16 protein-coding genes are annotated in these 12,699 nt (G+C 49.1%); all 16 read left to right on the top strand.

The genetic code is table 11. The features are described 5' to 3' along the window. The first annotated feature begins 7 nt into the window (after nucleotides 1–7). The 16 genes from AC1RKC_RS07670 (at nucleotide 8) to AC1RKC_RS07595 (ending at nucleotide 12,664) form a co-directional block, all read left to right on the top strand. Nucleotides 8–856, top strand: coding sequence for a head maturation protease, ClpP-related (locus AC1RKC_RS07670; protein WP_493092411.1), 849 nt, complete (start codon nucleotides 8–10; stop codon nucleotides 854–856). A 9-nt stretch (nucleotides 857–865) separates the two neighbouring features. After that, on the top strand, nucleotides 866–2,080 hold the full coding sequence (locus tag AC1RKC_RS07665; protein ID WP_493092412.1) for a phage major capsid protein: 1,215 nt from the start codon (nucleotides 866–868) through the stop codon (nucleotides 2,078–2,080). 59 nt (nucleotides 2,081–2,139) lie between these two features. Further along, a complete protein-coding gene (locus AC1RKC_RS07660; protein ID WP_493092413.1) occupies nucleotides 2,140–2,484 on the top strand; it encodes a head-tail connector protein in 345 nt (114 codons plus the stop codon). A 63-nt stretch (nucleotides 2,485–2,547) separates the two neighbouring features. After that, nucleotides 2,548–2,757, top strand: a complete 210-nt coding sequence (locus AC1RKC_RS07655) for a hypothetical protein (protein WP_493092414.1) — start codon at nucleotides 2,548–2,550, stop codon at nucleotides 2,755–2,757. Between the two features lie 2 nt (nucleotides 2,758–2,759). Then, nucleotides 2,760–3,092: a phage head closure protein gene (locus AC1RKC_RS07650; protein ID WP_493092415.1), complete on the top strand. Its 333-nt coding sequence runs from the start codon at nucleotides 2,760–2,762 to the stop codon at nucleotides 3,090–3,092. After that, nucleotides 3,085–3,570 (top strand): HK97-gp10 family putative phage morphogenesis protein, encoded by a 486-nt coding sequence (locus AC1RKC_RS07645; protein ID WP_261424715.1) that lies wholly within the window; start codon nucleotides 3,085–3,087, stop codon nucleotides 3,568–3,570. The genes AC1RKC_RS07650 and AC1RKC_RS07645 overlap by 8 nt, the downstream gene beginning before the upstream one ends. Beyond that, a complete protein-coding gene (locus AC1RKC_RS07640; RefSeq protein ID WP_493092416.1) occupies nucleotides 3,567–3,932 on the top strand; it encodes a DUF3168 domain-containing protein in 366 nt (121 codons plus the stop codon). Before AC1RKC_RS07645 ends, AC1RKC_RS07640 begins: the two co-directional genes overlap by 4 nt. A 59-nt stretch (nucleotides 3,933–3,991) precedes the next feature. Next, entirely contained in the window at nucleotides 3,992–4,489 is a 498-nt protein-coding gene (locus AC1RKC_RS07635) for a phage tail tube protein (protein WP_493092417.1), read from the top strand. A gap of 56 nt (nucleotides 4,490–4,545) precedes the next feature. Beyond that, entirely contained in the window at nucleotides 4,546–4,926 is a 381-nt protein-coding gene (locus AC1RKC_RS07630) for a phage tail assembly chaperone family protein, TAC (RefSeq protein ID WP_493092418.1), read from the top strand. Then, entirely contained in the window at nucleotides 4,893–5,198 is a 306-nt protein-coding gene (locus tag AC1RKC_RS07625) for a phage tail assembly protein T (protein WP_493137987.1), read from the top strand. Before AC1RKC_RS07630 ends, AC1RKC_RS07625 begins: the two co-directional genes overlap by 34 nt. Nucleotides 5,199–5,277: 79 nt before the next feature. Further along, nucleotides 5,278–5,664 (top strand): hypothetical protein, encoded by a 387-nt coding sequence (locus AC1RKC_RS07620; protein WP_493092419.1) that lies wholly within the window; start codon nucleotides 5,278–5,280, stop codon nucleotides 5,662–5,664. 60 nt (nucleotides 5,665–5,724) lie between these two features. Continuing rightward, a complete protein-coding gene (locus tag AC1RKC_RS07615) occupies nucleotides 5,725–8,247 on the top strand; it encodes a phage tail tape measure protein (protein ID WP_493092421.1) in 2,523 nt (840 codons plus the stop codon). Next, complete coding sequence (locus AC1RKC_RS07610) at nucleotides 8,247–8,717, top strand: hypothetical protein (protein ID WP_493092422.1); 471 nt, start codon at nucleotides 8,247–8,249, stop codon at nucleotides 8,715–8,717. The genes AC1RKC_RS07615 and AC1RKC_RS07610 overlap by 1 nt, the downstream gene beginning before the upstream one ends. Then, nucleotides 8,714–9,193: a DUF1833 family protein gene (locus AC1RKC_RS07605; RefSeq protein ID WP_493092423.1), complete on the top strand. Its 480-nt coding sequence runs from the start codon at nucleotides 8,714–8,716 to the stop codon at nucleotides 9,191–9,193. The genes AC1RKC_RS07610 and AC1RKC_RS07605 overlap by 4 nt, the downstream gene beginning before the upstream one ends. Before the next feature lie 13 nt (nucleotides 9,194–9,206). Next, the gene (locus AC1RKC_RS07600; RefSeq protein WP_493092424.1) at nucleotides 9,207–9,587 is read left to right on the top strand and encodes a nitrite transporter; all 381 of its coding nucleotides are present in this window, start codon (nucleotides 9,207–9,209) and stop codon (nucleotides 9,585–9,587) included. Beyond that, on the top strand, nucleotides 9,584–12,664 hold the full coding sequence (locus AC1RKC_RS07595) for a host specificity factor TipJ family phage tail protein (protein ID WP_493092425.1): 3,081 nt from the start codon (nucleotides 9,584–9,586) through the stop codon (nucleotides 12,662–12,664). Before AC1RKC_RS07600 ends, AC1RKC_RS07595 begins: the two co-directional genes overlap by 4 nt. Nucleotides 12,665–12,699 lie beyond the last annotated feature (35 nt).

Below are 12,699 nucleotides of genomic sequence, written 5' to 3'. Positions count from 1 at the left end.
CCAACTCATGTCATTAAAGAATCTTCCGGCAGCGCCGGAGGGGCGCCCGTGCGCGAAAGTCACCAGTGAGCTATCACCGGCCGCTTTAGATCGCTGGGACGGTGGCATTAAGGCTGCCAACAGCAGTGACAACACAATATCAATCTTTGATGTGATCGGCTCTGATTACTGGGGGGAGGGGGTTACCGCCAACCGAATCGCTGGTGCTCTTCGTTCGATGAACGGGGAAGACGTCACGGTGAGCATCAACTCGCCGGGCGGCGACATGTTCGAAGGACTGGCCATTTACAACCAGCTGCGTGAATACAGCGGCAAAGTCACGGTAAAAGTGCTGGGCATCGCCGCTTCTGCCGCGTCGATTATCGCAATGGCTGGTGATGAGGTGCAAATCGGGCGCGGCGCGTTCTTGATGATCCACAACTGTTGGGTTTACGCGGTAGGAAACCGGCACGATCTCGCACGGGCAGCCCAAGATATGGAGCCATTCGACCGGGCAATGCAGGATATCTATTCCGCACGCAGCGGGCTTGATGCGGCAATAGTGTCAGGAATGATGGACAACGAAACGTATATCGGCGGCAATGATGCGGTCGAAAAAGGTTTTGCTGATCGACTTCTTTCTGCAGATGAAATTTCCGATGGTGACGAAAGCCCGGCAGCCGCGCTGCGAAAGCTTGACGCATTGTTAGCGAAAGCCAATACCCCGCGCTCTGAGCGAAGAAAACTTCTCAAATCTTTATCTGCCAGTACGCCGGGCGCTACTGACAATCAACAAGGTAAGCCGAGCGCTACCGATGCACCAAACCCTGAAAACATCAAACAACTTGAAGACGCGCTGGCCGCGTTTGGCAAATAAGGAAACATCATGTCCGAAGTAAACGAAATCCTGAAAAAAGTAACGGCGAGCATTGCAGAAGCTAATGACAAATTCAGTGCGAAAGCAGAGGAAGCTTTGACCGAAGCCCGCAAGTCTGGCTCGCTTTCTACTGAAACAAAGGCAGCAGTTGACCAGATGGCCTCAGAGTTCAACGCCCTGCGCGAAGCTGAGAAAACCCTGAAAGCTGCCCTGGGAGACTTGGAACAACATGTAGCGCAGATGCCACTCAACACTGCTGCTAAAGTTACAGAGACCGTGGGTAAAGTGGTAATTAGCTCCGAAGCGTTGAAGAGCTTCGCGGCGAGTGTAGAAGGTGGCAAGCGTGTAAATATCCCTGTTAATGCCGCTTTATTGTCCCCGGATGTCGCCGACGGCGTGGTTGAACCGCAGCGCCTGCCAGGTATTGATACTGCGCCGAAACAGCGCTTGTTCATCCGCGATCTGATTGCCCCCGGTCGCACCGGCGCACCAGCGATTTTCTGGGTGCAGCAAACTGGTTTCACCAATGCGGCGAAGGTTGTTGCGGAAGGGACGGCCAAGCCATACAGCGGTATTGAGTTTGCCACTAAAATTACGGCAGTCACCACTATTGCTCACATGTTCAAAGCATCGAAACAGATCCTAGATGACTTCTCTCAACTTCAATCGACGATTGATGCAGAGATGCGTTACGGCCTGAAATATGTTGAAGAACAAGAGATTCTCTTCGGTGACGGTACCGGTGTACATCTTCACGGTATCGTCCCGCAGGCAACTGCATTCGATCCGGCATTTACGGTTGAACAGCAAAGCGGAATCGATGATCTGCGTCTGGCAATGTTGCAGGCCCAACTAGCTCGCTTCCCTGCGTCCGGGCATGTCCTGCACTTCATCGACTGGGCGAAAATCGAACTGACCAAAGATACACTGGGCCGCTACATTTTGGCTAACCCATCAGCCCTGATCGGTCCGACGCTGTGGGGCTTGCCAGTAGTGGCCACTGAAGAAGCTGCATTCCAAGGTAAATTCCTGACTGGTGCTTTCAATGCCGCTGCTCAGCTCTTCGATCGTGAAGACGCCAACGTCGTTATCAGTACAGAAAACGCCGACGACTTCGAAAAGAATATGATTTCGATTCGTTGCGAAGAACGTTTGGCACTGGCGGTTAAACGTCCGGAAGCCTTCATCTACGGCTCATTCACTGCGCCTGGTTCCGGCAGCTAAGCCAGCATCCGAAGGCGGCCTTAGGGCCGCTTTTACATTTTTAAAAGGTTGGGCGAAAGATGGCAGATCCCGCCGACGTTATTGATCTCGATACAGTAAAAAATCATTGTCGGGTTGAACATGATTTCAACCTGGATGACCCGTTATTCCAAATTTATATCGGTGCAGCGAAGCGCTACGTTGAGACGTGGACGCGCCGGACGCTTTACTTATTGAATACAGATCAGGGTTACGAAACAGACGAAAACAGACTATTGCTTGATGACGATGTTCGGGCCGCGATGCTCTTACTTATTGGTACTTGGTATGCAAACAGAGAGTCGGTGGTCGTTGGTCAGTCCGCTATAACACTCCCTTTAGCGGTAGAGTCTCTGCTTCAACCTTATCGCATTTATGGGATTTAAAAATGGCCTGTGAAGGATGCCGGCGCCGCCGGGAATGGTTAAAAAACTGGTTGAGGATAGCCCATGAACGAGCAACAGGTAAGCGCACTGATAGCAGCGCTGCAGGCGGAGACGCAGGCAAAGCAGGAACAGACAACAGCACTAACCCGCCTGGCTGAGTCAAACGAATCGTTGGTCGCTGTTCTGGCTGATGCATTTAGCAGTGAAGAAGACCATATCGTAACGACGACCATTGACGACCAGCGCCCTCAGTATCTGAGTACCAGGGGGTAACCATGCAGGCAGGAAAACTGCGCCATCGGATTACCCTGCAGAAACCCGTTAAGGTGCAAGACAATGCCTCTGGTGAAATGATAGACACTTGGCAGGATGTGTCTAATCTCTGGGCTGAGGTATCCCCGCTCTCTGCCCGTGAGTTTGTCGCTGCGCAGGCTATGCAGAATGCAGTTACCACCAGGATTAAAATCAGGTACCGCCACGATATTTCAGCAAAGTATCGCATTCAGTTTCGCGGAAATATTTTCAATATCGAAGGGGTTTTACCAGATCCTGATAGTGGACTGGAGTATCTGACCCTTCCATGCTCAGAGGGGGCAAACGATGGCTGATGGCGTTGAATACACCCTCACTGGCGTTGATGAGTTGATGGGTAAACTTGCCTCTATCAGCGATGACATGAAGCGCAAAGGAGGGCGTGCGGCCTTGAGAAAGGCTGCCAACGTTATCGCCAACAGGGCAAAGGCAAATGCTCAGCGACTGGATGATCCAGAAACAGGACGCAGCATTGCAGATAATATCGCAGTGCGTTGGAATGGCCGCGAGTTTAAGCGCAATGGAAACCTGGCCTTTCGCATTGGCGTTCTGCATGGGGCAGTGCTTAAAAAGCATCCGGATAAAGCCAAGAATGCACCAACGCCGCATTGGCGCCTACTGGAGTTCGGTACGGAAAACATGCGGGCTCAGCCATTCATGCGGCCGGCAGCTGAAAATAGCGCGGCTGAGGCGTCCAATACCTTCGTTGAGGAATACGGAAAAGCCATCGATCGGGCGATAGCTAGAGCGGCTAAGAAAGGGAGCAGAGCATGATCGCACCAATTTTTAAAGTTTGTGCTGCCAGCCCGGCAGTGACGGCGCTGATCGGTTCAAATCCTGTGCGGTTATATCCCTTTGGCCTGCAGGATGATGTAGTGGCTTATCCCTATGTTGTTTGGCAGAACATCAGCGGAGAGCCAGAAAACTATCTGGACAGGCGCCCGGACGCCGACAGCTACACGCTGCAGGTGGATGTGTATGCAGATATGGTCACATCTGCCACTGCGGTGGCTACAGCGCTACGTGATGCCATAGAGCCACACGCCTACATCACCCGGTGGGGCGGCCAAAGTCGTGACCCAGAAACAAAGCGTTACCGCTATTCATTCGACGTTGATTGGATAGTGCTTCGCTAACCCTCCCAACTTTTCAACATACCGGCCTTGCGCCGGTTTTTTTATGACCGGAGATCACCATGTCTGTACTGACACAAGGCACGCAGTTGTTTGTCCTCGCTAATGGCGTTGTAAGCGAGGTTGAATGTATTACCAACTTTACCCCAGGCGGAAACCCGGCAGATCAGATTGAAGACACCTGTCTATCTGAGCGTAAATCGAAGACCTACAAAAAAGGCCTGCAGACACCTGGCCAGTCGTCAGTAACTCTTAACGCGGATCCAGCAAACGCCAGCCACTTGATGCTGCACAACCTGGCAGAGACTGACGATGAAACACCATTGACCTGGGCTTTAGGCTGGTCTGATGGTGAGTCGTCACCGACCGCCGCCGCGCCTGGCGCACCTGGTGCAGTCGATGGGTTGTTATTGCCGGATGATCGCACCTGGTATGTTTTCCAGGGTTATGTGTCCGATTTTCCTTTCGACTTCCAACAAAACACAGTGGTCAGCACTGCCGCAACAATCCAGCGTTCTGGCCCTTCGATTTGGGTGCCAAAGGTTCAGGCTGGTAGCTGATCAATTTACCCGTCGGGGCTGCGGCCCCGCGTTAACTTCTTCCTGATGGTAGCGATATGAAATTAACTTTGGATTCATTGAAAGAACGCGGCGCCTTCACTGGTCGCCCGGTTGAAAAGGAAATCACCTGGAAGCAGGGCGAGGACGAAATTACCGCTACCGTGTTTGTGCGCCCTCTGGGGTACTACACAGCGCGTTCAGATATTCTCGCGGTTGGTGGGAAAATTGATGGGGTGGCCGGTCGGATCGCAGCATCCATTTGCGATGAAAATGGGCAACCAGTCTTTACCCCAGCAGATATTACCGGTGAGGCGGATCCTGAGCGTGGTGCTCTAGATGGTAATTTAACGGTGGCATTGCTGGTGGCCATCCAAGAAGTAAATAATCTGGGAAAGACGGAGCCATCAGCGCAGATGACGAAGCCTGGTGCGAATTAGTCCTTAACGGCATCGGCGGCAGGACGGTTGCTGAGGCTCAGGAGCGTCTGAGTCTTTCAGAGTTTCGCCTGTGGATGAAGTACCGTAATAAGTACGGCAGTCTAAACCCCATGATGAGGACTGAGTGGGGCGCCGCGCTGGTGGCCAGCATGATTGCGAACGTGAACAAAAAAGAACACGCATCTTCTTTTCATATTACAGATTTTGCACCGCACATTAAGTCAGAAGAAAAAACTATCAGTCTTGATGAGGCGATGAAGGAGTGGGCGTAGTGTGTTGGTGATTTTACAGCTTACAATATGCAATCGATTTGCTAACATTTGATCACCATTTATACGACTGGGTTGGCATGTGAATAAAATAATTGCGTTAATTATAATTGGTGTTTCTCTTGCAGGATGTAAGCCAAGTGAGAAAAAAGCCCTGGAGTTATCAGAAAAAGAAATAACTATCAACTTAAAAGATCCGGATAGCGCAAAGTTTAGGTTTGTGCGTTTGGCTAAATTAGAAGATGCAAAAGATAAATCAACGAATTCAATCGTTTGTGGACAAATAAATTCAAAAAATGGATTTGGTGCTTACACCGGATTTACCAGATTCATTGTTGCTTTGAATATGACTCCAAAAGGATATTTTTCTAGCTCTGTAACTTACAAAGTTGCACTAAGTAAAATATTTGAATCTGAAACTGAATCGGAATATTTTGATTATACAAGGCTATGTGGCGAAGATAAATAAAACACAAGGCTTAAATCACAAACCTCGCTCAGGCGGGGTTTTTTATTGCCCGGAGTATATATGGCCAGTAAGTCACTTGGAACACTAACTATTGATCTTATAGCCAAAACAGGCGGTTTTATTTCAGGAATGGATAAGGCTGAAAGAGCTTCTGAAAAATGGAGGAAGCAGGTTCAAAAGGATGTAGCTGACTCAAGCAAAGCATTAGCAGGGATGGCAAGTGCTGCAGCTGCCGCAGCCACCGCTGTAGGAGTTGCAGGTTATCAGTTATTAAAATCAACCTCAGAACAAGTAGCATCAACTGATAAGTGGGCAAAGTCTTTAAACATGTCAACTCAGGAGTTGTTGGCGTGGCAGTTTGCAGCTGAAAAAGCTAGTTTGTCAGGTGATAACATGGCAGACATTTTTAAAGACTTAGGTGATAAAATAGGTGATGCGGTACTTAATAAATCAGGTGAAGCAGTTGATGCACTAAATGCGCTAGGATTATCAGCAGAAAAATTATCAAAGGTTTCCCCAGATAAGCAAATGCTGGCTATTGGTGATGCATTAGGTAAAATAGGATCAAATTCCGCTAAAATAAATATACTTGAGGGTATAGGAAATGATCTTTCTAAACTAATTCCGTTGTTTGATAATAATAATGAGAAACTCAAGCAATTTATTCAGTTGGCAAAAGATTATGGCGTAGCACCTGACCCTTCATCCATAGATGATTTGATAAAAGTAAATGATCTATTTCAAGACATGGAAGCCCAAGTTAAAGGGTTGAAAATTGAAATAGCAGCAGGACTTGCAAAGGTTGATTTATCACCTCTTCAGTCATCCCTTGATAAACTTCAGGCCGTATTAACAGATCCGCAAGTATTACAAGGAATTGTATCTCTTGTCGGCGAGGTTGCTGAACTGGCAGGATGGATGATAAAAGCTGCCGCGGCAGCTGGAGACCTTGCTGTAAAAACCACTACTAAGCATCAAGGATTGTTTGGCAGATTTAGTGACGAAAACATTCCTGCCATGCAGGAAAGAATAAAATTCTTGCAATTCCAGGCGACTGGTTCAAATGCGTCTGAAGAAGATTTGGCTAGCATTAGGTCGCAAATAGAACAGCTAGACAATAAAATATTATCAGCTAAACAAAATGCGTTACCGCCATTAAATTTACCTACAGGATCTGCGACAGTAGGTACCAACCAATTTAAGTTAGGTGTTGGCGAAACTAATGGAAAGGCAACTCCAGATGCAGGAGCAAAAAAACTTGAGTCAGCATTTAAGGCGACAGAATTAAGTTACATGCGCCAGATAGCGCTGATAGAAACCACGGGTAAAAAAACTGCAGAAGTCACAGAAGCTGAAAAGTTACGCTTTGACCTCGCAAGTGGGAAATTGGTTGGTATCAATGCTGAGCAGCAGAAGCGACTGCTTCAATTGGCTGATGAGTTGGATAAACTTCAGGCATTAAAGAAAGCCAATGAAGAAAATCTTAAGGTGGCGGCGTTCGCAGCAAACCTGAAATCATCAAATGATAATGATCGCCAGACCTTGAATGCCGATATCGTGGGCGCGGGTATGGGTGAGAAAACTCGCAGCCGAATGAAAGAATTGCTGGGAATTCAGCAAGACTTTATCACCCAGCAGCAAGAACTTCAGAAGCAATATCAGTCCGGTGACATAACTAAATCGCTGTACGACAAAGAAACTCAGGCGTTGCAGGATGCGCTGAAGGAAAGACTTGAAATTCAAGAGGACTATTACAAACAGTCAGACGAGCAACGGGATGATTGGTCATCTGGTATTTCTGATGCTCTGGTAGATTTTGCTGATCGCTCAAGTGATTACTATCAGCAAGCAGCAGATGCTATGACATCTGTCTTGGGGGCAGCCACCGATTCTATATCTGATCATCTCTATGATGTCATCAGCGGTACAGAGTCAATGGGTGATGCTATTAAGGGGATTTTCTCGGATCTCGGTCAGTCGGTTGTAAAAGCATTGATTGATATGGCTGCTCAGTGGCTTGTTTATCAGGGCGTTCAGTTGCTGATAAATAAAACTACTCAGGCGTCAGCTATTCCCGCAATGGTGGCCAACGCGCAAGCTACGGCATTACAGGCGCAACTTGCCGCGTTTGCATCAACAGCCGCGATCCCAATTGTAGGGCCTGGACTTGCTCCAGCAGCAATGGCTTCTGCTGCTGCCGTAACTATGCCAATGGTAGCTGCGATATCTGCTGCAGGCCTATCAGGCATGGCACACGACGGTATCGATGCGGTACCAGAAACCGGTACGTGGCTATTGCAAAAAGGGGAGCGTGTTACGACGGCAGGTACCAGTGCGAAACTGGATGCAACCCTCGATAGGGTTAGCCGTGATGCGAATACTGGCAGAGCAGTTCCGAATATCGAAATCAATACGCAGGTTAACGGTGATCCAGATGCCAGAACATTACAGATGTTGAAGGAAACACAAAAAGCCGCGGTCAAGGAAGCTTTGGAACAAAGCGCATATCAGATAGCAACAGGGCGTGGTGATGTGGGTAAGGCTGTCGGCATGGGGTGGCAAACTAAAAGGAGGGCTGGCTGATGGCAATCACCTCGGATATCAATTATCCACATGACTATCTTCCTTTACCTTTACAGGATGGGTACGGGCTTAAACCTATAAGCCCTTTGCTCAGAACGGCTATGGTTTCTGGCCGGGCCCGCCAGCGTCGCCGCTATACCTCTACACCAACGGAATCCTCGGTTTCCTGGCTCATGAATGATGTGCAGGGACAAACGTTTGAGGCCTGGTACCGCGATGCTATCAGTGACGGTTCCGCTTGGTTCAACATGACTTTGCGGACGCCGATCGGAATTAAGCCCTATGTTTGTCGGTTTACGGATATTTATGAAGGGCCGGTATTGGTCGGTGGAAAATATTGGCAGTACAGCGCGACGCTAGAACTTTGGGAGCGGCCATTGCCACCGCCAGGATGGGGGAACTTCCCCGAGTTCCTGGCAGGCCAGAGCATCATCGATCTTGCACTTAACCGGGAGTGGCCAGAAGCATGACGGTATTAAATCGGCTTTATGCCTCTTCAGGTTCTGAAGTGATAATACAAACACTCCAGATTGCGGTAGGTGGCGCTACACACTGGCTCACAAGAGGCTGGGATGATGTTACAGCCACGTTGGAAAATGGAGTGTCGGCAACGTTTACCGCATGTGGGATTGATTTATCACTGCCAGCAAGAAACGCAGACGGTACGCAGGATCTGAAATTCGCCATCAGCAATATAGATGGTACGGTCTCAAACATGATCCGCGACGCGTTGGGTAATCAGGAAATAGGCACGCTGACTTACCGGCATTACTTATCAACAGATCTCACTGCGCCAACCTCACCGCCTTTCACGTTAACAATTAAATCTGGTTACTGGACCCCTATCGCGGTGCAGATAACAGCCGGATATATGAATGTACTTGATACAGCATGGCCCCGGCGCCGATATACATTGCCGGATCACCCTGGGCTGCGTTACCTCTAGTAAGGAATTTTCCATGTTTAATCCTGACAAATACCTTTCAGTCACCTGGCTGAAGGGGGGCCGCGCATACCCTGAGCTGGATTGCTTCGGCATCGTTAATGAAATCCGGCGTGATATTGGAATGCCAGCTTGGCCAGATTTCGCAGGGGTAACGAAGGATAACCGCGGACTTGATCGATCAGCGAAAGAGTTGATGAAGGAGTTAACAAAATGCCGCCCGGTTGAAGGGGCTGGGATCGTTTGTTACACGGGAAGTTTGGTTGATCATGTAGCGGTTGTGGTCAGCATTGACGGCATCCTTCATGCTGCAGAATGTAATCCCAAATCAAATGTAACCTTTCTGCCGTTGGCGCGGTTTGAACGTCGATTTGTGAAAGTGGAGTATTACCAGTGACGATCCGTATTTACCCATCACGACTTCCCGGCGAGCCGCTGGAAATCCACGAACACAGTGCTATGACACTGCATCAGTGGTTTGTCGATAATGTGAAGGATTACAAAAATGAAATGCGGCAACCAGTAGCAGTAGAGGTTAACGGGAAATCCGTTTCTTCTGATGAATGGCCTCTATGTCACATAATTTATGAAACTGATGTAAGGATATACCCAATCCCGTATGCAACCGGTGCCGTTGTAGCTGCATGGACTGCTGTGGCGGTAGCAGTAGCATCAGCTGCATATTCGCTGTTCATGATGTCTCGAATGAACAAAGACGGCATGGGTTCGGCAAATGGTGGTGATTCGTTAGATCTGTCACCGGCAAAAGCGAATACTGCGAAATTGGGAGATCCGATCCGAGAAGTGTTGGGTAGAGACCGTGTTTTTCCTGATTATCTTGTTCAACCAGTCAGCCGCTTTGATGGCAGCAACCCGCAGATATATCGTACAGAAATGTTCCTCTGTATCGGTGTTGGAAACTTTGCGATTAATCAATCCACTATAAAAATTGGTAATACGCCAGTGGGCAGTTTTGGCGAGGATGTAAGCTACACCATTTATCCTCCTGGGGCTGATGTTGGTGGCGATCCCCGTTCAGAAAACTGGTATGCATCGACTGAGGTTGGAGGGACCACCTCAGGCACCGCTGGGTTAGATCTGGCCTCCACTGGCCCAGACTCCGTGAGCATTACTGCAGACGCGATAAGTGTGTCAGGTAATGCACTTTCAGTTATCGGTGTCGGTAGCGATACCGGTGATGCTGTCATTCCTGATTCCTGGGTCGTTGGAACAGACCTGACCATCCAAGCGCCGGATACATTCACTATTGCAATTGAGGCCGGCCGAAATGTTATCTACGGTGATTTTTCAGAGTTAAACCCATCAGTCGGTTTGCCGATATCCATGACCTGGAATGGAACCAGAATTGACTTATTCATTTCAGTTTACGATCCGGGGTCGCCGGCGGTGCCAGGTGTTGGTGGTAATGCGGCCAGCATAACCGCATCAGCAGCACCTACTACCTACGATTTCAGCACTACACCATTATCATTTACGTTAGCCTGGGCGGGTATCAATTATGTGATATCGCTGACGGCTAACTATGTGACGATGGGGGGGCTGACTGAAGAGATAGAGGATCAACTTTCCGGGTCTGGTTTGGATGTTTCCGCTGTAGATACGAAGATAGTGATCATGGAAAGAGAAAGCCCCTTCAGTGGTAATAGCATAGGCTTTAGTGTGCTCCCTTCAGTGTTATTTGGTAGTTCGCCAGTAGTCATTGCGGGTACCGCATCAACCGGAGGAACGCCAGCCGTAAGTGAACACATCGCTTTGGCTTGGGGGAGTGCGGCGGGGGACGCCTTTGTGGGGATCCCAACAGGGTCGCAGCGGCTCGCGTTGGGTCTGAAAGGTTACCGATATCGCATTACAGATATAGACGGACAAACTATTAGCGTTGAACGCCTGACGGAGAATTCTGATGGTTCAACAACCGTTGATCCTGGCTGGCCAGGATTCACCGGGCGTACCTTGCTGGATGCTACGGTAACCGGCCTGAACGATGATTATGATTGGATGGGGCCATTCCTCTGTTGTCCTCAAAATGAGAAAACGACACAGATCGAACTCAACTTTGTTTATCCGCAGGGCCTTTGTGATGTGGGTAGCAAGGACGGCGCCATTCACTGGCATGATGTTGCGATGACGCTGCAGTATCGTTTGTCAGGATCTGATGACTGGACTAGCGTTCAGATCCAGCACGGTAACAACACGGTGAACGAGGTGGGGTATACCGAAAGGGTGACGTTCCCAGCATTGGGTAATTACGAAGTCAGGATGAAGCGTGATACGCCAGTGTGGGGAGGAACAACGCGGGACTCGGTACAGTGGCAAGCTATGCGGGCCAAGCTAGCCGCACGCAAAACGAATTATCGAGATATCACTACGATCGGTTTAACCATTCGTACCGGTAACCGTTTAGCTGCACAATCCGACCGCCGCATCAATATGGTGGCGACACGTCTTTATGATGGCCATACCTCACGTAGTATCAGTGGTGCTTTTTATCATGTGTTGAAAGACCTGGGATACACGGATAACCAGATAGATTATGCAGCCATTAATTCCCTGGAAAATACATTTTGGACACCACGCGGGGAAACCTTCGATTGGTCTGCCGGTAGCGATAACACATCTGCGCTTGAGGTATTGCAAAGGATTGCTAATGCGGGGATGGGGTATTTCCTGCTAAGTGATGGTTTGGCGTCTGCCGGTAGGGAGGGGATCAAAAACTGGTCTGGTGTTATTAGTCCGCAGGAGCAAACAGAAGAGCTCCAAACCGGCTTTAAGGCGCTGTCACAAGATGACTATGATGGGGTCGATGTTACCTACATTAACGCCACTACATGGGCGGAGGAAACCATTCAGTGTCGTTTGAGTAATAACACAACACCTGTGAAGGTGGAGGATTACACGCTGGATGGGGTGCAAGACCCTGATAGGGCTTACCGTGTCGGCATGCGACGGCTGATGAAGTATACCCATCAGCGGTTAACGCATTCGACGAGCACTGAAATGGATGCTCTTTGCTACAACTTTGGTGATCGTATTGTTCTGACTGATGATATACCGGGCAGCAAAACGATCAGTTGCCTTGTCGTAGATGAACAACACGACGCCAATACGGTTCGTATCCAGGTAAGTGAGCCGCTCGACTGGTCATTTGAAAATCCTCGTTGCCTGCTGCGTTTCCAAGATGGATCTGCATCTGTTCTGTTGGTTCCAGAACATATCGATGATTACACATTTTCAGTAGCCAACACGACTGATGTTCGGCTAGATGAATGGATCATGAACGACCCAGCAGTAGAACCACCCAGGGTTGTTTTTTGCTCTTCGAACCGTGTTGGATATGATGCAATCATGGATGTTATCGACCCCGGCGATGATGGAACATGCCAAGTGAAAGCCCTGCAGTATACCCCTTTACTTTATCAATACGACGATGCCATTTATCCAGGCGACACTCAGTAATTAAATGCATATCCCAATAACCCGCTTCGGCGGGT

The organism is Serratia sp. GW822-FHT06E05 (assembly GCF_058799445.1).
The sequence above is the reverse complement of the archived record's forward strand: the minus strand, read 5'-3'. Positions and strand labels throughout refer to the sequence as shown.

What these genes read in the sequence shown, in the direction of transcription:
- AC1RKC_RS07665 (WP_493092412.1), top strand. Translation starts at nt 866, where the DNA reads ATGTCCGAAGTAAACGAAATCCTGAAAAAAGTAACGGCGAGCATTGCA.
- AC1RKC_RS07660 (WP_493092413.1), top strand. Translation starts at nt 2,140, where the DNA reads ATGGCAGATCCCGCCGACGTTATTGATCTCGATACAGTAAAAAATCAT.
- AC1RKC_RS07655 (WP_493092414.1), top strand. Translation starts at nt 2,548, where the DNA reads ATGAACGAGCAACAGGTAAGCGCACTGATAGCAGCGCTGCAGGCGGAG.
- AC1RKC_RS07630 (WP_493092418.1), top strand. Translation starts at nt 4,546, where the DNA reads ATGAAATTAACTTTGGATTCATTGAAAGAACGCGGCGCCTTCACTGGT.
- AC1RKC_RS07605 (WP_493092423.1), top strand. Translation starts at nt 8,714, where the DNA reads ATGACGGTATTAAATCGGCTTTATGCCTCTTCAGGTTCTGAAGTGATA.
- AC1RKC_RS07670 (WP_493092411.1), top strand. Translation starts at nt 8, where the DNA reads ATGTCATTAAAGAATCTTCCGGCAGCGCCGGAGGGGCGCCCGTGCGCG.
- AC1RKC_RS07615 (WP_493092421.1), top strand. Translation starts at nt 5,725, where the DNA reads ATGGCCAGTAAGTCACTTGGAACACTAACTATTGATCTTATAGCCAAA.
- AC1RKC_RS07640 (WP_493092416.1), top strand. Translation starts at nt 3,567, where the DNA reads ATGATCGCACCAATTTTTAAAGTTTGTGCTGCCAGCCCGGCAGTGACG.
- AC1RKC_RS07650 (WP_493092415.1), top strand. Translation starts at nt 2,760, where the DNA reads ATGCAGGCAGGAAAACTGCGCCATCGGATTACCCTGCAGAAACCCGTT.
- AC1RKC_RS07600 (WP_493092424.1), top strand. Translation starts at nt 9,207, where the DNA reads ATGTTTAATCCTGACAAATACCTTTCAGTCACCTGGCTGAAGGGGGGC.
- AC1RKC_RS07635 (WP_493092417.1), top strand. Translation starts at nt 3,992, where the DNA reads ATGTCTGTACTGACACAAGGCACGCAGTTGTTTGTCCTCGCTAATGGC.
- AC1RKC_RS07645 (WP_261424715.1), top strand. Translation starts at nt 3,085, where the DNA reads ATGGCTGATGGCGTTGAATACACCCTCACTGGCGTTGATGAGTTGATG.
- AC1RKC_RS07610 (WP_493092422.1), top strand. Translation starts at nt 8,247, where the DNA reads ATGGCAATCACCTCGGATATCAATTATCCACATGACTATCTTCCTTTA.